Raw genomic sequence first — 18,465 nt, forward strand, 5'->3', positions numbered from 1 at the left:
ACAGCAGGTTGCAGGCCAGGGCATTGGTGCGGGCGTTGCGCAGGCTGCGATGGGCGCTGTGGCGCAGCAGGGCGGCATGCTGGGGGCTGCCGGCCAAGTGGTACAGCAGGTTGCAGGTCAGGGCATTGGTGCGGGTGTGGCACAGGCTGCAATGGGTGTGGTTGCCCAGCAGGGTGGCATGGTTGGCGCAGCGGGGCAGGTGGCGCAGCAGGTTGTAGGCCAGAATGTTGTCGCCGGTGGCCAGATGGCCGCCACTGCGGGAACCATGATGTTGCATCGCATGGCTCGATTGCTGACCCAGCCCGACAGTCAGTCGACTGTGGTGGCGGAACTCAAGCCTGGCATGCTCGCCTACCCCACAGGGGGGCGCAATGGTGGAATGATCGAAGTCGACGATGAAATGGGAAATCGTGGTTGGCTGCCGTCGGCGGTGCTTGGCATCAAGCAGTAACTCACCTCCAACCAGGCGCTTCGGCACGGTCCCTTGGTCCGTGCCGGGCGCTGCCTTGGCACGTGTGCTGGCTGGGTCTTCTTGGAGACACATGCGCGGCCACAGCCGGGTCAATGCGTAGTCTTGATGTAGCTGGCTCGGCAAGTAGTTGGCAGTCACGCTTTGGTGGAAAGCCACGATATGGCGCTCCCTCCGGAGCTCCCGGGCTTCAGTCGCGCGGCCTGCCCCAGTTGTCGCGGAACGAGGGTGTCATATGCCGTGTTCGCAACGTGCGGACCCGACGCGCCTGACCATTCGGCAAGGGCGTTGCCGAAATGGATGCGTTGTTGATCCCAACGCCATCGCCGATGCCGTGCCGCTCATCTGTCCTGCGCAGCTCGGGCAGTTGTGGTCAGGCTGAAGGTAGCGGTCGTTTCGGTCATGACTGGAGCAAGGCGCCCTGGATGCCAAAATCGTAGCGTCAGGTGGTTTGCGAGGTTCATCATCGTCCCGGCAGGGCCAATGGTGTTTCCCTTGTCACCGCAAGGAGGGGCTATGAATGTGATGCTGAAGCGAGCTTACGATGAGCCGGGGATGGGCGATGGCTACCGGGTTCTTGTCGATCGACTCTGGCCGCGCGGGCTGTCCAAGGCAAATGCCAGGATCGATCTGTGGCTCAAGGAAGTCGCCCCATCAACTGAGCTGCGCAAGTGGTTCGCGCACGACCCGCAGAAGTGGACAGAGTTCACGCGTCGTTACCGCCTGGAGCTGAAAGGAAACCCAGCATGGCCGGAGCTTCAGGCCATCGCCAGGCAGAAAGCCCTGACACTTGTGTACGCGGCCAAGGATGAGGTGCACAACGAAGCGGTGGTACTTCGTAGATTGCTGGACGATGAGCCCAAGCAGGCTCGGTAGGCATTCATTGCCAATCATCGGGGACGCTTGGCGCATGGTTGTGCTTCGGCTATCGAGCGGTGGCACGCTCCATCTGGGCGTGCTGTCGGTAGCTCTCTGCCGATAGCGGACTCCGGTGCTGATCGCGGCAATGGCAGGCAGCGGCAATGTCTTGCGCGTTGTGCGAACCTCCATCGCAACGGACTTCATGTGCTTGGCACGGCAGTGCCTGTCCGCGGTCTGATCGATGGCCAATCCGTGTAGGCGGGCAAAGTGGACCGGTTGACCAAACCACATGAGCCGATCACAGCAGCGACCTGATTGATTCAAATGCGCCGCGTGACGGCGCTTGATGACTGTCTTGGACATGCGTTGGACTCTTGAGCGATGGAGAGTCCCATTCGGCGATTCTGGCGATCACAGGAGGCCTTCCGGCTTTTCTTTTTCTGGAGCGCTCGCAGTCGAGGGATTTCCCGATTTGATCTGCGTTACATGCTCGGATGATCAAACCTGGATGGGTCGCGGATTGCGATCGTTCCCGGATGTTGAGTTGCCGCACGAACTGGCCCGCCTTCACGTACGTTGGGCGTGGGCGCTTATTCGTGGCTATGCACGCCTGCGGGTCAGGAGTTGGCATTTCATGTCTATCAAGACGTGGGCCGTCGACTTAATGCGTTGGTCATTGATGCCTGTGGAGTCCGAGTGCTTCTGATCTGCTCGGATGTTGAGTTGTGGGACGGGTGCCAGAAAATGGGGTTCACACAGCGGGCAGAATCGGCCTGCCAGCAGCCTGCACTGTCCTCGGTGCCTGATCTGGTTGCTGGCAGCGAAGTTTCTGGAAAACGGAAGTTCAACTCTTAAGGGTGAGAGCAATGAGAATAAATGGACGTTACGCGATGTGTGCTGCGATCTTTGTTGCAGGGATTCTTACGCTGGGCTCGGCGAGCGCCGCGGTTCAAACCATCAGCTCTCGATCATCAACATCAGGGGGCTATTCGGGGAACGGCAATGCCACTTCAGCCTCGATGGTCACTTGCACATCGGCAACCGCAAGTATGGGGACCAATTACGGATGTGTGATTACCGCGCCTGGTTGGAGCGGCATGGTCAAACAGGGGCAGTCGATTGGGACCACCGGCGCGGGTCCCGTCAAGCTGACGTGTACCGGGCAATATGACTTCAATTACGGACGCCTGGACTGCGTAGCGACGATCGATGACGTTGCCTGCCTGCCCGAACAGTCCGTCAATGCCTCTGCAGCCAGCGGTGGATCAACGGCTGGCGTGGCTGCGGTGAAAAGTGCCGCTCTAATAACATGCACCTCGATTACTGGTGCTCAAAGTGGCACGGGGCGCTGTGCAGTTCAGGGGCCTGGCACGTCAGTTAGTCTGGTGGCTGGGCAGCAGACAGCATCGACCGGGCCTGGCGCAGTGAAGCTCACTTGCACGGGTATGTATTCGGCTTCGGGGCCTGGCCTTCAATGCGCCACCCAGGTCAGCCAGGTTTGCCCGTAACGGGGCGCTGCCAGCCTGTATTGCGATAGAAGCCCCGCCCAGCGCGGGGCTTTTCAGTTGTACCGCTGGCATCGCATGGACTGAAACGCACAAAGGCGCACAGACGCGGAAACAAAAAAGGCCGGAAACCCGTGCTGCTATTGGGTTTCCGGCCTGATCGGGACCTTGACGGTCCATCTAATGGTGGAGGACGCAGCCCAAAGAGAGGGTTCCAAAGGCAAGGACGCCCGGTAGCGCCCACATCGGGCTGGAGCTGTTCTTGGCCAGCTGTTCCTCCCGCTTCTCCCGCTGGATCTCGTTCCAGGACCTTGGGGTTCCGTACTCGGTTTTCGTCCAGTCCTTCACGTCAAAGCTCTGCCATCCGTACCGTTGGGCGGAGGATAACAGGGCTTTTGGGGCGTTGCCTGTTGAGGCGGAGGAGAACTACGGGCGCCGGCGCACCATTGCGCCGCGTGCGGCCATCGCGCTTATTGACGGCGGCTTATTTGCCTTCTGAGCGCTGGCATAGGCGCGCGCCGCCTTGAAGGCATAAGCAGCCATTCCCTCGAAATCGGCGCCGGATGGCTCGCCGGCAATCGCCTGTGCGGCGGCGGCTGTGAAGATCGCCCGTGCAAGGGCCTCGTCGGGCTTGGGTTCGCTTACGCTCATTACCTTCTCCTTGGTTGACCCAAGCAGAATATCCGGGAAGACGCCGATCCGGCTGTAAGGGCAAACCCTACGTAGGACGCCCGTTGGTCGGCGACTTCATGTCGGAATCAAGCCTGAATGAGATTTGCTATTGAAGATCGGTACACATCTGGTTAACAATCGCGCCACTCGCGGGAACGGGGGCGTCATGCTGGCTTCATGGCTTTTGACTTCTAATGCCATACGACCAGCACGCGAATACTGGGGATAGACGGAACTGTGACGACTCAACTGGCACCAGAGACGATATTCAACGACCTACTCGAGAGATTGGTAGACGCGCTTTCGCATGGAATATCCGAGTTTGAAATTAAGAAGCTTGAGCGTGATGCCGCTCCGCTTAAAAAGATAGACATCTCCGATTGGTACGAAGCGGGGGCGCACATTGCAGCCTTGCGCCAAGATTTTGCTGAGCAGGACCGCTTGTTTGAAGCCGCATTCGTCAATGCCAGTGACAAGGCGGATACCGTGCAGCGTCATCTGGTTTTTCTGGGCGGCCTGGGGCGCACCGAGAAACTGAAGGAGCAGTTCGACCGTTTCTTGCCGATGCTTAGGAATGATCCAGAGTTAGTACGGACTACCTCTTCGCTGTTGGTCGCAGCAGGCTGGATATTCACCGCATCCAAGTTGGCGTCGGAGCTTGATCGCTTGAATGCGGCCACTTCCACGCCGTTTCCTTGCGCGCTTGCGATTCGGGATTTGGAACGATCATCGATGAACGAGTCGGAGGTTTCTGAGCGGGCGATCGCCGAAGCGGTTGGGTATGCGCATCAGTACCTGCGTTCTGTTAATGCGTGTCCAAATGGGATCGAAACTTCAGTCGTTCCTTATGAAGAGGGGATGGCGGGGCTAATGTATCAGTTTAAGGTCGACAAGGATTCTGACACTGTGTCGGATATTGAATGGAAACTGTTTGTGGAATTGGCTGAGCGTGAGCTCGCGATCGAACGTGCTGGCACGGTCGCCTTCTCGTTGGTGGCCGGTAGGGTCGATGACTGATGGCGATTACTGTCGCTGATCTGAAGGCATACGCTGCGGCGCTCGCGTGTAGTGAGTCCGATGAAACTCAACTGAGGTCATCTATGAGTCGCGCTTACTATGCGGCTTTCCATGCTGCACTTCCTTTGGCAGAGCGGCTGCCGGAGTCTGTCGGCGGACGCAGCATGGACCACATCACTCATCATGAACTTTCAGCGCGACTGAGCGAGTGGAAAGTGAGTGGGGCCGAGCCCCGCCTGGCTCGACTGAGGAAGACCGCAGGAGCTCTTGCTTCAGCGATGAACTCATCAAGAGCCGCGCGAGTAAAGGCGGACTATAAGCTATCCGTACAGGTGGAGCTTGCTGAAGCGATTGCACAAGGCCAGCGCACAAAGCAGATCCTGCGAATCTTGGGCCAGATCGAGACCGAGATGGCGAGGCCCAAGGCCCCTGTTTCGGCTTGATTTCTGTGCGATTCGAAATGAGTTTGACCCCGCGAAAGCGGGGTTTCTTCTTTTCTATTCAGGTTCCACCTAGAATTCGTACCTCGAATGGACAACAGGGGTGGATATGACAACGGATTTGACTGGGGCTGTGGATGAAACGGCAGAGGGCTTTAAAGAAGCAATCAAGGCAAGACTGGCCAATCCTTTGTTGGGCTCATTTGCACTGACTTGGTTGATAGCTAATTACCAACTGGTAATGGTCATCTTGTCGGGGATGACTATTCCTGAAAAGTTCTTTTATATTCGCCACGTGATCTATGAGGGATCTTGGGACGGATGGCTCCACCTGGGTTTGATTCCGGCTGGCGTGGCTGTCTTGATGACTTTTCTCTGGCCGATAGTTGTCGGCATCCCCGTCCATTGGTTCAACCTGTGGTTGGAAAGAGGCAGAATTGCAAGGGAAGTCGAATCGAAGGAGGGGCAGGCGGCCGATATTGACGAGGTGATTGCCTTAAGGCAGTCACTGTCCGCTAGAGTTTCTAAGTGCAATACGCTGGAGAGTGAAGTTGCTGTTGCTGGCCGTAAGCTCCGGAAGCTGGAAGCAATGAATGTGTGGCTCCGTGACGCTGATATGCGCGAGTGCGACTCAGCCATGGCCAATTTTATTATCGGCGACCACTTCGGTTCAAAGACCTCTAGCATCGAGGTTCAGTTCTCTGCTCTGTTTCAGTTTCACAAAGATGGAACCCTCATCGGTCGCGGTGGCGTATTTAATGATCCTTTGGCAGAGCGGCTGATGAAGTGGTCTCTTGATGGGAAGGATTTGATACTTAGCTCGTTAGATGGACAGGCGAAGCGAGTAATGACCTTCGACCCGAAGCTCGGGATTTTTGTGGGTGAGTTACACGGGAAGAACAATCTCTTGGGAGTCAAATGGGATTTGTAGTAAGGCACAGCACCCGTTGAACGCCCTTCCTGCCAGCTCAGCATGTCCCAAACCAACCGGGACAGGGCATGAACGAGCAGACGGAAATCACCATGGCGGGCGTGGCCAAGGAGATCACCTATACCAGCGGCGCCGGGGCATTCCTCGGCGGCGTCTCGGCCAACGACATTGCCTCCTGGCTGGGCATCATCGGCGTTATCGCCGGCCTGGCTATGCAGTGGTACTTCAACCGCCGCAAGGACAAACGCGAGACGGCTGAGCATGAGGCCCGGATGTCGGACTGCCGCAACCGCCAGAAGGGCACGGCATCCAAGCCGGTGCTGGGCATCGTTGCCGCCTTGTCCATCGGCGTCGCCGCACTGGTCACGCCACTGGTCGCCAAGTGGGAAGGCGTTCGCTACGAGCCCTACCGCGACGCCGTCGGCGTCCTGACGGTCTGCTACGGCCACACCGGTTCGGACATCGTGCCGGGCAAGCGCTACAGCAAGGCCGAATGTGATCAGCTGCTGCAGGCGGACCTGGTAATCGCCAACGAGGCGGTGAACCGCTGTCTGCCGATGCCCAAGCTGGTCCACGTGGAATCGGCGCTCACCTCGGCGGCATTCAATCTCGGCCCGAAGGCCGTCTGCGGGTCGACTCTTCAGCGCTTGGCCTTGGCCAACGACTGGCCGGGGGCGTGTGCCGAGCTGTGGAAGAGCGCCGGCGGTCGGGAGCTGCGCGGCCTGGTCCTGCGCCGGGCCGACGAGCGGGCCATGTGCGAGGACCGCCAGTGAACAGGGCGCTGATCGCCATCGCAGCTTTCGCCCTGTGGTCGGCTGGCATGTTCGCCGCCGGCTGGGCGTGGCGCGGCGACCGTGCAGATGGCGCAGAGGCCCTGCAGCAGTCCAGCACCAGTGCCGCCGCTGTGGAGCAGATAACCCAGGTGCGCGCCACCGAACACCGGCAGGCCGACGCCCTGGCCACCATCGGAGAAAAGCATGAAGAAGGCCGCGCCGCGGCCGAGGCCGTCCCTGCTGCTGTTGTAGCTGACCTTGACGCTGATCGGCTCCGGCTGCGCCGCGAATGGGCGGGCTGTGAAACCCAGCGCCTCTCCGAAGCTGCCGCCGGCACCCTCGAACGTGATGCGCTCGCCGCGCGCCGAGCAGAGCTTGCGGGAGCTGTTGTTCGAGTCGGACGCGAAGCCGATGACCAGCTCCGCGCCTGCCAAGCCGTAATCGCTGCGGACCGGGAAGGCTGATGGCCGCTCGCAAGATCAAGCTAAAGGACCAGTTGGGGCGCGTTGTCCGTGTTCCGACGGCTACGGCAGCGCCAACACTGACGACCCCGCCGGCCACCCAGCCCGAAACTGCCCGCCCGGCCGCAACCGTGTGGAAGCTGATCCGCGAGGTCCCGGCCAACATCCAGAAGCTGGCAAAGCTCGTCGGTAACGGGTTTGCGACGCGCGGGCCTGATAGTGATTGGCATCAACGTTCGATAGCGCAGGGGGAGGGGATCGCTGTCACGAACGGCGATGGCGTTGCCGGCGATCCAACCGTTGCACTTGCCGAGCTTTCGGATGCCGGCGGCGGAACGCTGCAAAAGACGGCGCGCGATGGCTAGGGGTGCCTTGCTGGCACCAGCGCCGCGACGACGGATGATCTGGGCGAGGGCGCTGACAATCTGTACTACACCGATGTTCGGTCCGATGCTCGGGCTACAGCGGCTGTCGCCGCGCACGTGGCCAAGGCCGATCCGCACACGCAGTACACAACGGTGAGTGAGGCGGCTGCGGCTGCGCCGGTGCAGAGTGTAAATGGGCAGACCGGAGCAGTTTCACTCCTCGTTCCCAAGGGCTATATCGACGGTCTTGAGATGCAGTGGGGCTCAGCGAGCCAGATCATCGTTTCGAGTGGTGATGCTTACATCCCAAGCCTTGGTGGGGGGGCGTTGGGGTCCCTTCGGCAATTACCAAGTCTGGGTTGTCGCTCGCGCCAAGCACTTGGCACCACGTTTACCTATTCGTGAGCGGCGGCACCCCTGATGTAGAGGTGGTAACTACAGCGCCCTCTTCACCCTACAGCGGGATGGCCCGGGCCAAGACGGGGGATAACTCTCGCCGCTACCTCGGCAGCGTACTTACAGACAGTGGTGGAGGGGTTTTCTGCTTCGCACAGAACGCCGACCAGATCGACTATGTAACCAATGCATCAGCCCCGTTCCGAGTGCTTTCCAGTGGGTCGGCAACGACAAGGAGGAACGTTTCCCTGACGGGAGTCGTGCCTATTACATCGACCTATGTCATTGCCAACACGATCAATAACTCTGATCTGCAGCTGTTCATCGACATCCCAGAGATTGGGAATGTGGGCGCCGTTTCGCGTTACACATGCTTAGCAAATCAGCGAACGCCTATCCTCGCTGCAGTGCAAGGTAGGACGCTCACCTATCAGTACGTGTCTACGCCGACCGGAGCTGGTGGATTCATCGACGTGTGGGGGTACAAATATGGCCGGTAACGACTACGCGGACATCTGACTAGTTCCGTTTGTTGACTTCAGAGGCTGTGGCCATTTCGTTAACTATTGTCCTTAGGACCCGGTAGGCATTCTGGCCTTTCATCTCATATATGGCGGGAATCGGATGGGTGCAATCGGAAAGCTTTGTTCGCCAATTCGGATCATTCGCAAAGGTCCAGTACTGCGAAACCAGGGGAATTGATTTCTCCGAGGCAAGCTCGTCAAGGTGGGTAACGTAGTACTTGAGTGATTGTTCGCGCGCGGGGTGACAGGACGGATTCGGCTCATAGAGGACCACCTTTTTACCGTTCCGTTGGGCGATGGTCACCAGCTCGAGCATGACCTGTTTGAATTCTGCCGGGGAGACACTTGCTTTACCTTCTGCTGGCTTGCTGAAAAAGAAGGCATCATTTAAACCAAAGTTCAAAGTTACGATTTGTGCATGGGAGGTCTTCATGACTGAATCCCAAGCCTGATGAATTCCATCGGTTCCATGGAGCGCATCCGATGACTGAATTCCACCAATCCCCATATTTCGAACTACGACTTGCTCTCCAAACTCTTCTCGTAACAGGCGCTGAAGGGTATTTGGCTCGTTTATCGCAGCGATGATCGTTCCCGCGCTGGTTGCTGTGTAACCAACAGTTGTCGAATCTCCGTACTCCTCAATGACAATCTGTCTTGTGGTTTCATCGATAGGTGGAGATGCAGAAGCGGCAAACGATACGAGAATGGCCAAGGATGCGGGTAAGCAATAAAAGGGGGACATTGGCGACGACGACTTGGGCACTTGTTAAGATTCTACATGCCCAGCGCAGGGTCATCGTGGAACGAATTCGCCATGTCTCGGGTATGAACCTTGCGCGTGCAGCGGACGTGGTGGTCGCTCCAGGCGAACGGCAAGGGGATGTTGTCCATCGCTGGATCATCCAGCCGGGCCGGCTCACTGTTTGAGACTGGCAGGTGCCGAGCCAAGCTCGGCAATGCGGCGGAACAACAATTCCGACTGCAAATTATTCCTCGATCTATTCCGCCCGGGACTGCAGAGCTTGGCTCGGCACTGCCTTCAGCCCGCGTTGCCGGCGTCGCGACTCTTGCGATTGACCGGCCCCAGTATCAGCCCCATGACGACAAGCAGGAAGGCCCAATGGGCAAGAAAGCGGGCGGCATCATTGTGGGAACAAGCCCGGCAGGTGGACGCCTGGGCATCCGGTGATTGGCGTAGCCGGACGCGTAGCCGGGCCGGGGCTGATCGGTTGCGCAGAGAGGCGGCCAGGTTCGAGGCGATGGCTGCCCGCTGGGACGACGACTATATGGACTTGGCCGGCTGAGTCCGCAGCTTGTCCAGGTAATCAGCCCATTCCTGCATCATCTTCCTGCGTTCCGGCAGGTGTGAGGTCCGGTTGTAGGACCTGCCATTGGGATCACGCACTTCGTGCGCCAGCTGGTGCTCGATGATGTCAGGCCGAAAGCCCAGCACCTCGTCGAGAATGGTCCGTGCGGTGGCGCGGAACCCATGGCCCGTGACTGTGCCGGTTTCGTAGCCCATGCGGCGTAGTGCTGCGGTGACCGCGTTCTCGGACATTGGCCGGTCGCGGGATCTAGCAGACGGGAACACATAGCGTCCCCGGCCGGTGAGCGGCTTGATCTCTTCCAGCACTGCCAGCACCTGGTCGGACAGCGGCACCAAATGAGGCCGGCGCATCTTCATGCGGGACGCCGGGATGGTCCAGGTCTTCGCGTCCATATCGAACTCGGCCCATTCGGCCTGCCGCAGCTCCCCGGGGCGCAGGAAGACCATAGGCGCCATTTGCAGCGCACACCTGACGACCATCGTGCCGCTGTAGCCATCCATTGCCCTGAGCAAAGGCGCGAGCTCGTCTGGGTCGGTGACCGCAGCGAAGGAATTGTCCGGCGGCGAGGCGAGGGCGCCGCGAAGGTCGGCCACCGGGTTTCGCTTGGCCCTGCCGGTGGCGATGGCGTACCGCATGACCTGGCCACAGTTCTGCATGATCCGGTGGGCGGACTCAATGGCGCCGCGGCCTTCGACTCGTCGGGCAACGGCCAGGAAGTCGGTGGCTTCCAATTCTGCCGCCGGCCTGCTGCCGATCCACGGGAACACGTCGTTGTCGAGCCAGGCTGCGACCTTGATCCGGTAGCTGTCCACCCAGTCTCGTTTGGTCAGCCATTCCCGGGCGACCACTTCGAAGGTATTGGCGCCCAGTTCGGCGCGGGCAGCGGCTGCCGCCTTCTTGTGCTCGCCGGGGTCGACACCTCTGGCCAGCAACTGGCGGGCGTCCTCGCGGCGCTGGCGGGCTAGGGCAAGCGGGACATCGGGGTAGATGCCCAGAGCGAGGAGCTTCTCCTTGCCGGCTATGCGGTACTTCCAGCGCCAGTAGCGCGCACCGGTCGGCTGAAGCAGCAAGTACAGGCCGCCGCCATCAGAGAGCTTCAGGGGTTTGTCACCGGGCTTGGCGCGGCGAATTGCGAGATCGGACAGGGGCATGTGGACTCGGGCGGTATTGGGGGTATCGACTCCGGGGTAACCCCCAGATACCCCATGTTGTACCCCCACCGTCGCATAGACTGAAACGCACAAAGGCGCACAGACGCGGACACAAAAAAGGCCGGAAACCCGTGCTGCTATTGGGTTTCCAGCCTGATCGGGACCTTGACGGTCCATCTAATGGTGGAGGTGGGCGGAATTGAACCGCCGTCCGAAGGCACTCCATCCCCGGCACTACATGCTTAGCTCACCGTTGGGTCTCGTCCTGTGGCAGCACGGTGTGCAAAGCGCACCCCAGGACCAGCCTGTTTTGGTTAAGCCGTGACTGACAGGCAGCCGTCACAGCCGGTTCCGTGATAATGACCCTACATCCACGAGCACGGGCACAAGTGGGTTCGGGGCTTACGCCTTAAGCGGCGAGAGCGTAGTTGTCGTCGTTGGCAACTAGAGTTTTGCAGCTGGATTTACGAGGAAAGCTACCCCCTCGGCATGCGCCAAGCGACTTCACAACCCCCGTCGAAACCAGTGCACCCCCGGTTAAGCGTTGATTTGTAACGGTTTTTAGCCCCGGACTGACCAAAAGCTGACTAAAGACCTCGCTGACGACAAGAATCCTACAGCTAAAAGCCTGAACAGTCACTACGTCTTCCTGCGACGGTTTTCCGGTTCGCCCCTAAACTCTGGCCTGCAGCCAATGATGGCGAACATAGGGGGAGGGACATTGGAGCTTTCATCGCAGGCAAAAGCGCGGATGGCAGAGCTGCTTTCGCAGATTCTGATGCAGGCGACATGTGACGAAACGGGAGTCATTGATTACGACTCTTACGAGAGACTCGAGCAATTGGAGCGAGTGCCAAGTAAGCAGGTCCAGACTGCGTTAGGCGCTGTCATAGGTCAGTTGCCTGTCTCAAATTTCGTTTTCGACGAGCTTTTCCGACGACTAGCACCGGCCTCATTGGGAGGAAGGGGGCAAAGGCCGGTTGCCGAAATAATTCAGGATGTTGGTGCGTTGTCTGCCAACGTGATCGACGCATTGAATAGTTTTCCAAGGCGATACGTCCTGACTGTTGAGATGCCACGGGCGTTGGTCGATCTGCTCACTGTTGGGGAGAGCTCTATCGTCGTCGGCGACGGAATCAGACTGGTGAAAGGTAGCGAGTTCTCGTCTGCGCACACGCCTCTGCAGCCCGCTGGTTGCCTTGGTGCGCTTTTCGACGTTCCCGGGGCGGGCGAAGAAGCGATCTTCCTTCAAATTGAGTTCGATGGTTTTGTTGGGCAGTTTGGACACACAGAAACACTCGCTGACATCTTTGAAGACCTGCAGGCATTTATTGGTGCACTTATTGGTTTTGGAGTAGTCGCAATTCCCCCGCTCCGCGCAAATCGCAGACCGTTAGCTCGGAAATACGCAGTTCATCAAACGGTTTCCGAACAATGGGAACTCATCCAGACCGGGCCGATCGACCCTTCTCTATCCGAGCTGATTGATCGTGTTTTTCTGAGCGGGAAGTACGCGTTCGCCAGGCACAACCAATCGATTGAGGCAGCGGAAGTTACCTTCCAGCATATTGGAAGGATGCTCAGGAAAAGGGAAGGCAAGCGTCTCCATGGCAATATGGTGCTCGGTAGCAAGTGGTTGTTGGACAGCTATCTAGGACAAGATCCCATCCTCCGCTATGTCCAAGCCACGGTGGCGATCGAAACACTATTGGGCGAGAAAACGGAGTCCGATACCATAGGGTTAGGGGCGCTCCTCGGTAACCGCTGTGCCTATTTGATTGCACGATGCGCTGATGAGCGTCGGGAGCTGTTAGTGTCGTTCAAAGAGATATACAAAGTTCGATGTGAAATCGTGCATCAAGGGCGAAGTCGACTGACTGTGGAAGAAGGGGTCCGCTTTCACAAGCTCCACAAGATATGTGGAAGAGTCTTGGTCCATGAAGTTCTTCTTCTCTCGGGTGCTCAAAAGGACGGTCGGTGAAATCAGTAGCCGCCGCTCGTTGACTTACAGTCCCAAGCGGCGGTGAGCTTCTTGCCAGCATCTGGAACCATTGATGGTTTGTAACCTGTAACATCCCAGCCCCCACCGCTCCACCAATTTGTCCCCCGCCACACTTGCCCCCCCTGCGCCGCCGTCGGGATACATTGTGGTTCCAACCCAAGTGCTGAAGTACTTGCTTACGAGTTGCCATTGGCCAGAGAGCTTAACGTAGCGGTACAAGGTGCATTCGCTACCGTTGCAAAGCTTGACTGTGTTTGGGTTGCCTTGTGAGGCTACCCAGGAACTAACATCCAAATTAACATCTGTAAATATGAATATGTAGCCGTAGCCGTAGCCGTAGCCGTAGCCGTCGGGTAGGGGTTGGTTGAAATTGCAGGTTGATCCGCAATAGTACTGTCCGACCCATTTTGCAACGGCATAACCAGAGGCGCAAATTCCCGCGAGGAGTAGCAGATAGAAGGTGGCTTTTCTGAGCTTGCTCGTCATCCACTTTCCTTTGGTTGCTATGGAGCTTCCAGATATTGTTGTTCTCTGCTACATGCTGCGTGCTAAGTTGTCTGCTTGCGCCACCTCCGTTGCACTTAGGCCTGCTGAAAGTTGCTTTGCTCGCTTCTGTGAGAGTTCAGTGCCCGACTTTCGGGCGTAAGCGCTTGCATAGGCATATGCAAGTACAGGGTCTGCGTCTGAAAATTGGCCGGATGCGTAATTGGCGGATAGCCTTGATAGTGCCTCGATCTTTCCACTTTTTCTAGCACTTTCGAGAAAACTCAATGTGGAACTTTTGTAGTCATCCATGAGTTCGGTATTCATTGTTGCTTTCTCATCTTCGAAGGCTCCTGCTGCTAGAGCGGAGAATTCGAGTTGAGCCTGGGTGTCGCCCGACTGTGCTGCATATTTGGCCAAGTCGTAGACTGAGAACTCATTTTTCATGCGCTCGCAGTTATCTTCAATTTCTTTCTGCGGTTTTGATTTTGTCTCTTGATTTGGTTGTTGTGCAGCTGCGTAATAAAGGGCGCTGCAGTTAAGGATCGCGCTCGCGATGACGCGCGCCTCCTCCGGGGTCATCTGAGCGCTCAATTGCGCGTAGTCTCCGCGAGCAAGCTGGGGAATCGCTGGATTTGCAATGGGTTCGGTAGGCCTGGCTGCTTGTCGTGTATGTGAAGTGGTGCGGGTGGGGGCGGCAGCATCTTCCTGTTTAGACGGTTCTTCGGCTCTAAAAATCAGGTGTGCTGTGATACCTACTGTTGCGGCCGCCATGACGGATAGCACAACGATCTTCGTTTTCATTGAATCGTCCTTGAGTGGATGCGTGCTTTGGATATATGTCCGAGACTGCAACTGGAAGTTTTCAATTCATTCTTCGGCACCAACTCATAGCAGTGGTTTGCAACGAGGGCTCACAACAGTTCATTCTCCGAGCTGCTGCACAATGATATCCAAAGTCTCCACTGGGAGCTGCGGAGAAACAACGATCTGGGACAGCTTGGAGTTGAGTCATGCGGCCAATGGAGGCCAGCGGCCTTCCGGCGCCAGCGTCTGGTCGTAGACACTTCGGGGAAAGCTGAACGCGGGTGTGTCGCGGCTTGTTTATCGCTATCTGGCGAAAGGTGTCAATCGTGGTTCGCGCTGGCTCTGCGAGAGCTGAGGGGCCCCTTCGGAAGACGGGGATGGCCGATGCCATCGCCTGATCGCTAGTTGCCATTGTCACTGTATGACCTTGAACCCGGCGGAGCCTGCATGGAGCAGGGCGGTCAGGGCGCCAATGCCGCCACAGAGCCAGGCATAACGCCGCGCTTGATGCGTAGCCAGTACCACTTGTCGATAGCCGTGCAGCAGCAGGCCCGCTGCCAGGACGTTGAACAGCAGAAAGCCTTGAATGCCGCCGGGCACATGGAACATGTCCCATTCGTACCAGTAGGCGGCATCTATCTGGTGAATGATCAGCGACAGCAGTGTTGCGGTGTACCAGCGATCCATCGTCAAAGAACTCCTTGATGGGGCGCTAGTCTAGGCAACCATTTCCATGACTACTTGCGGCTGCGCATCAACTTGAACACGCAGAGTGAGACTTAACGCCGTGCCGACCTTTCTGCGACGTCCGCCGACGGACCATGGTGGCCATCACGTTTACGAGCAGAGGGTTGGGATGCAGCAGCGCGATCCGCGCAACCTGCGATTGTTGGCGGCTGGAGTCGGGGCCGGGTTTCGGCAACGGGCGTTGGCGCCTGTTCTGCTCTACGTGTTGCTGATGGGTGTGGTGTTGATCGCGGCGTGGCTTGGACACGGCTATTGGCCGCAGTTTGCGCCGCTGGTGCTGTTGTTGTGTGGCGTGCTGCTGGGCCGGGTTAGGCAGGTGCGCCGGCGCTGGTTGGGCGCCTATCTGTTGGCTGTTGTTTTGCTTTTGTTGTTGCAGTCGCCTTGGTCCGGGCTCGCGCCTGCGGGTGTCGAGCGGGTAGCTATTGTGGCGATGGCCTTGGGTTTGGCGCAGCTGGTGGTGCATACCGGGCGGGTGCTGCGGTTTGCGCGCGCGCTGCAGTCACAGGTTGATGATCTGGACGATGCCGCGATTCTGGCCATGTTGCCGTCAGAGGCTGCCGAGGATGCACGGCAGTGGCTGGGTGGCGATGATCGCAAAGCGCCTGAGTTGGGCGAGGTGGTCAACCTGAGCGTGTTGTACGCGGCCTTGCAGTCGCCCGGAACCCGGCGAAGCGATCTGCGCCGGATACTGATGGGTTAAAGCCTTTTGCGCAGGTAGATACGCTCATGGCCGGGCGGAAAATCGGGCAGGCGGCCGAAGACCTCGTAGCCGTGGCGAAGATAAAAACCTTCGGCCTGCCAGTCGAAGGTGTCCAGCACCACGCTATGTGCGCCTGCGGCTTTGGCTTGTTGCTCGGCTTCCAGCAGCAATTGGCTGCCCAATCCCTGGCCCTGCAGTTCCGTATCAACCCACAGCACATGGATGGCGAGCCAGCCTGCGCAGATGTCGCCGAGCAATCCGCCACGCAGCGTTCCGTCCGGGTCATGGCTGGCCAGCTGCAGGGGCAGCTCATCAAAACTATTGCCGCTGGCCTTGCGATTGAAGGCCAGCAGCTGCGAACAAAGCGCCTGCGCATCCTGCGCGCTGGCGACCTGCATCGCGCGCTGCGTCAACATCAGGCGTTGCGGTTGTGGGCACGCATCGCGCGCTGCTTTTCGCGGGCCCAGTCGCGTTCCTTGGCGGTGTCGCGCTTGTCGTGGTTCTGCTTGCCCTTGGCCAGTGCGATCTCGAGCTTGATCTTGTTCTTGCTCCAGTACATCGCGGTGGGCACCAGCGTGTAGCCGTCGCGCTCGACGCGGCCGATCAGCTTGTCGATCTCGCGACGGTGCAGCAGCAGTTTGCGCTGCCGGCGGTCTTCCGGAATGGTGTGGGTGGATGCCTGGATCAACGGTGTGATCTGCGCGCCGATCAGGTAGATCTCGCCGTCCTTCACATAGGCGTAGGCGTCGGTCATGTTGCCGCGACCGGCGCGGATGGCCTTGACCTCCCAGCCCTGCAGCACCAGGCCCGCTTCGACCCGCTCTTCCAGGTGGTATTCGTGGCGCGCGCGCTTGTTCAACGAGATGGTTTTGTCGGCCGTCCCGTTCTTTGCTTTATCCTTGCTGTGTTTCGTGCTCATTTCCGTATTGTCTCCGATTCGGGGGCTCCCCGAACACTTTCTGTATTGCCATGACTACCATTCGTCGCAGCGCGCTGGTCGAACACTCCGCCGAGCGCATGTTCAACCTGGTCAATGATGTTGCCGCCTACCCGGGCCGGTTCCGCTGGTGTGACAAGGCGGAGATCCTGGAGCAGGGCGAGGATCGCCTGGTGGCCCGGTTGGATCTGGGTCTGGGCTCGTTCCGTACCTGGTTCATGACCGAAAACAGCTTGCGACGCCCGCACAGCATCGATATGAAGCTGCGTGATGGCCCGTTCAAGCGCCTGCATGGCCGCTGGGAGTTCCATTCCCTGTCCGAAAGCGCCTGCAAGGTCAGCCTCGAGCTGGAGTTTGAGCCGACCTCACGCCTGCTGGGGCCGGCCCTGGCGCTGGGATTCCAGGGCTTGGCCGACCGCATGGTCAACGATTTCGTGCGCGTGGCCGACCAGGAGCCCTGAGCGATGCGTGTGGAAGTGGTGCTGGCCTGGCCGGACCGTTACCAGCAGCGGCAGCTGGAGTTGCCTGAAGGCTGCACGGTCGCCGATGCGGTGGCCGAGGCGGCGCTGGACGGCGCTGCGGAAGCGGTGGCAATGGCGGTGCACGGCGTGCTGGCGCGTCCTCAGCAGTTGCTGCAGGACGGTGACCGGGTGGAGTTGCTGCGTCCTTTGCTGGCCGATCCCAAAGAAAATCGCCGCCGGCGAGCGCGCGGCGGCGATTGATCTTGCGGCGGGTGCGCTGGATCAGCGGCCGCCCTTCTTCTTGTCCTTGGCCAGGTTGCGGCCGAACTGGCGCACGCTGTTGCGGGCGAGGTCGGCATCCTGGGTCGGGAAGTAGTCGCCTTCCCAGCGGGTGACCTGGTCATTCTCGAAGAACACGGTGAAGTTCTTCACCTCGGTCTTGCCCAGGCGGTTCACGCGCTGGCTGGCGGTGTAGTCCCAGCGCTGGGCGTGGAACGGGTCGGCAATGGACGGCGTGCCGAGCAGGGCATTGACCTGCTGCTTGCTTTGGCCGACCTGCAACTGCGCCACGGACTGTTCACGGATCAGGTTGCCCTGATAGATGGGCTGCTTGTAGATGATGCCGCAGCCAGTAGTGGACAGGGCGACAACGGCGATCAACAGGAGGTTGCGCATTAGCTAGGGCAGTTGAGGAAATCGGGTCGATGATACACTCCCCGGCACCCAGCGCGATCTGACCGGAGATAACTGGCGTTAAACCGCCAATGAACACGATGGCTATGGAATCCAATGACCTGCGCAAAGTCGGCTTGAAGGTAACGCATCCGCGGATGCGCATCCTTGCCTTGCTTGAACAGAACACCCCCCACCAACACCACCTCACGGCCGAGGACATCTACCGCCAGTTGCTTGATTGCGGTGATGAGATCGGGCTGGCCACGGTTTACCGTGTGCTGACCCAGTTCGAGGCGGCGGGGCTGGTCCTCAAGCACAATTTCGAAGGCGGCCAGGCGGTTTACGAGCTGGACCGCGGCGGCCACCACGACCATATGGTGGACGTGGACTCGGGCAAGATCATCGAGTTCGAAAGCCCGGAAATCGAGGAGCTGCAGCGGAAGATCGCGGCGGAGCACGGTTTTGAGCTGGAAGAGCACTCGTTGGTGCTCTACGTGCGCAAAAAGCGTAAGTAAGGCGTTGGCGGCGCAGCCTTCGGGCTGTTGCTGTTGAATTGAAAACACCGGCCAATGGCCGGTGTTTTTGTTTGTGTCCGGCCCTATGCCAGAGGCCAAGGGCTGGCATGTAGTGCCGAGTCATGCTCGGCATGGGCTTTCCCAAGGCACTGTCAGGTCTGTTGTAGTGCCGAGCCATGCTCGGCAGGGGCTTTCCCAAGGCACTGTCAGGTCTGTTGTAGTGCCGAGCCATGCTCGGCAGG

The 18,465-nt window shown here is 58.9% G+C and carries 22 protein-coding genes, 1 other RNA gene and 1 pseudogene; 13 read left to right on the forward strand and 11 right to left on the reverse strand.

Going from position 1 to position 18,465, the window contains the following annotated elements; genetic code table 11:
* Positions 1-277 (reverse strand): hypothetical protein (locus tag RT131_RS02190; RefSeq protein WP_313169833.1); only part of this gene is annotated, 277 nt, incomplete at its 3' end.
* A gap of 3 nt (positions 278-280) precedes the next feature.
* On the opposite strand from RT131_RS02190, the gene RT131_RS02195 reads away from it, so the two are divergent.
* Positions 281-451 carry a hypothetical protein gene (locus RT131_RS02195; protein WP_313169835.1) on the forward strand — a complete coding sequence of 57 codons (171 nt, stop codon included), beginning with the start codon at positions 281-283 and terminating at the stop codon, positions 449-451.
* Positions 452-985: 534 nt separating this feature from the next.
* Positions 986-1,345: a DUF488 family protein gene (locus tag RT131_RS02200; RefSeq protein ID WP_313169837.1), complete on the forward strand. Its 360-nt coding sequence runs from the start codon at positions 986-988 to the stop codon at positions 1,343-1,345.
* A gap of 1,916 nt (positions 1,346-3,261) precedes the next feature.
* Here the strand turns inward: RT131_RS02200 and RT131_RS02205 are convergent.
* Positions 3,262-3,486, reverse strand: a complete 225-nt coding sequence (locus tag RT131_RS02205; protein ID WP_313169839.1) for a hypothetical protein — start codon at positions 3,484-3,486, stop codon at positions 3,262-3,264.
* A 258-nt stretch (positions 3,487-3,744) separates the two neighbouring features.
* Here RT131_RS02205 and RT131_RS02210 point away from each other — a divergent pair, with 258 nt between their 5' ends.
* The 6 genes from RT131_RS02210 (at position 3,745) to RT131_RS02235 (ending at position 7,494) form a co-directional block, all read left to right on the forward strand.
* Entirely contained in the window at positions 3,745-4,524 is a 780-nt protein-coding gene (locus tag RT131_RS02210) for a hypothetical protein (protein WP_313169840.1), read from the forward strand.
* An 83-nt stretch (positions 4,525-4,607) separates the two neighbouring features.
* Positions 4,608-4,967 (forward strand): hypothetical protein, encoded by a 360-nt coding sequence (locus tag RT131_RS02215; protein ID WP_313169842.1) that lies wholly within the window; start codon positions 4,608-4,610, stop codon positions 4,965-4,967.
* 106 nt (positions 4,968-5,073) lie between these two features.
* Positions 5,074-5,895 carry a hypothetical protein gene (locus RT131_RS02220; protein ID WP_313169844.1) on the forward strand — a complete coding sequence of 274 codons (822 nt, stop codon included), beginning with the start codon at positions 5,074-5,076 and terminating at the stop codon, positions 5,893-5,895.
* A gap of 68 nt (positions 5,896-5,963) precedes the next feature.
* A complete protein-coding gene (locus RT131_RS02225; RefSeq protein ID WP_313169845.1) occupies positions 5,964-6,668 on the forward strand; it encodes a holin in 705 nt (234 codons plus the stop codon).
* Positions 6,665-7,132 (forward strand): hypothetical protein, encoded by a 468-nt coding sequence (locus tag RT131_RS02230; RefSeq protein WP_313169847.1) that lies wholly within the window; start codon positions 6,665-6,667, stop codon positions 7,130-7,132. The genes RT131_RS02225 and RT131_RS02230 overlap by 4 nt, the downstream gene beginning before the upstream one ends.
* Positions 7,132-7,494 (forward strand): hypothetical protein, encoded by a 363-nt coding sequence (locus RT131_RS02235; protein ID WP_313169849.1) that lies wholly within the window; start codon positions 7,132-7,134, stop codon positions 7,492-7,494. Before RT131_RS02230 ends, RT131_RS02235 begins: the two co-directional genes overlap by 1 nt.
* Positions 7,495-8,409: 915 nt before the next feature.
* Here the strand turns inward: RT131_RS02235 and RT131_RS02240 are convergent.
* From RT131_RS02240 to ssrA, 3 genes and pseudogenes are all read right to left on the reverse strand, one after another.
* Complete coding sequence (locus tag RT131_RS02240; protein ID WP_313169851.1) at positions 8,410-9,129, reverse strand: SGNH/GDSL hydrolase family protein; 720 nt, start codon at positions 9,127-9,129, stop codon at positions 8,410-8,412.
* 570 nt (positions 9,130-9,699) lie between these two features.
* Positions 9,700-10,973, reverse strand: a pseudogene (locus tag RT131_RS02245) (integrase arm-type DNA-binding domain-containing protein).
* Positions 10,974-11,077: 104 nt separating this feature from the next.
* Positions 11,078-11,431: a transfer-messenger RNA gene (ssrA, locus tag RT131_RS02250) on the reverse strand.
* 159 nt (positions 11,432-11,590) lie between these two features.
* Here ssrA and RT131_RS02255 point away from each other — a divergent pair.
* Entirely contained in the window at positions 11,591-12,877 is a 1,287-nt protein-coding gene (locus RT131_RS02255; protein WP_313169852.1) for a HEPN domain-containing protein, read from the forward strand.
* A gap of 24 nt (positions 12,878-12,901) precedes the next feature.
* Here RT131_RS02255 and RT131_RS02260 read toward each other — a convergent pair whose 3' ends face one another.
* The 3 genes from RT131_RS02260 to RT131_RS02270 all read right to left on the reverse strand — a co-directional run bounded on the left by RT131_RS02260 (position 12,902) and on the right by RT131_RS02270 (position 14,875).
* A complete protein-coding gene (locus RT131_RS02260; RefSeq protein WP_313169854.1) occupies positions 12,902-13,384 on the reverse strand; it encodes a hypothetical protein in 483 nt (160 codons plus the stop codon).
* Between the two features lie 48 nt (positions 13,385-13,432).
* The gene (locus tag RT131_RS02265) at positions 13,433-14,185 is read right to left on the reverse strand and encodes a hypothetical protein (RefSeq protein ID WP_313169856.1); all 753 of its coding nucleotides are present in this window, start codon (positions 14,183-14,185) and stop codon (positions 13,433-13,435) included.
* Positions 14,186-14,602: 417 nt separating this feature from the next.
* Positions 14,603-14,875: a DUF6713 family protein gene (locus tag RT131_RS02270; RefSeq protein WP_313169858.1), complete on the reverse strand. Its 273-nt coding sequence runs from the start codon at positions 14,873-14,875 to the stop codon at positions 14,603-14,605.
* A gap of 241 nt (positions 14,876-15,116) precedes the next feature.
* Here RT131_RS02270 and RT131_RS02275 point away from each other — a divergent pair, with 241 nt between their 5' ends.
* On the forward strand, positions 15,117-15,635 hold the full coding sequence (locus RT131_RS02275) for a hypothetical protein (protein ID WP_313169860.1): 519 nt from the start codon (positions 15,117-15,119) through the stop codon (positions 15,633-15,635).
* On the opposite strand, the gene RT131_RS02280 is transcribed toward RT131_RS02275, so the two are convergent.
* Positions 15,632-16,051, reverse strand: coding sequence for a GNAT family N-acetyltransferase (locus RT131_RS02280; protein ID WP_313169861.1), 420 nt, complete (start codon positions 16,049-16,051; stop codon positions 15,632-15,634). The genes RT131_RS02275 and RT131_RS02280 overlap by 4 nt on opposite strands.
* Positions 16,051-16,554, reverse strand: a complete 504-nt coding sequence (gene smpB, locus RT131_RS02285; protein ID WP_296246245.1) for an SsrA-binding protein SmpB — start codon at positions 16,552-16,554, stop codon at positions 16,051-16,053. Before smpB ends, RT131_RS02280 begins: the two co-directional genes overlap by 1 nt.
* Before the next feature lie 50 nt (positions 16,555-16,604).
* On the opposite strand from smpB, the gene RT131_RS02290 reads away from it, so the two are divergent.
* Together RT131_RS02290 and RT131_RS02295 are read left to right on the forward strand one after the other, a co-directional pair.
* Positions 16,605-17,033, forward strand: a complete 429-nt coding sequence (locus RT131_RS02290; protein WP_313169864.1) for a type II toxin-antitoxin system RatA family toxin — start codon at positions 16,605-16,607, stop codon at positions 17,031-17,033.
* 3 nt (positions 17,034-17,036) lie between these two features.
* Positions 17,037-17,294, forward strand: a complete 258-nt coding sequence (locus tag RT131_RS02295; RefSeq protein ID WP_313169866.1) for an RnfH family protein — start codon at positions 17,037-17,039, stop codon at positions 17,292-17,294.
* 21 nt (positions 17,295-17,315) lie between these two features.
* Here RT131_RS02295 and bamE read toward each other — a convergent pair whose 3' ends face one another.
* Positions 17,316-17,708, reverse strand: a complete 393-nt coding sequence (bamE, locus tag RT131_RS02300; RefSeq protein ID WP_313169868.1) for an outer membrane protein assembly factor BamE — start codon at positions 17,706-17,708, stop codon at positions 17,316-17,318.
* Between the two features lie 104 nt (positions 17,709-17,812).
* Here bamE and fur point away from each other — a divergent pair, with 104 nt between their 5' ends.
* Complete coding sequence (gene fur / locus RT131_RS02305) at positions 17,813-18,223, forward strand: ferric iron uptake transcriptional regulator (protein WP_313170219.1); 411 nt, start codon at positions 17,813-17,815, stop codon at positions 18,221-18,223.
* The last annotated feature ends 242 nt before the right edge of the window (positions 18,224-18,465 follow it).

The organism is Stenotrophomonas sp. (genome assembly GCF_032066555.1).
Taxonomy (GTDB): Bacteria; Pseudomonadota; Gammaproteobacteria; order Xanthomonadales; family Xanthomonadaceae; genus Stenotrophomonas.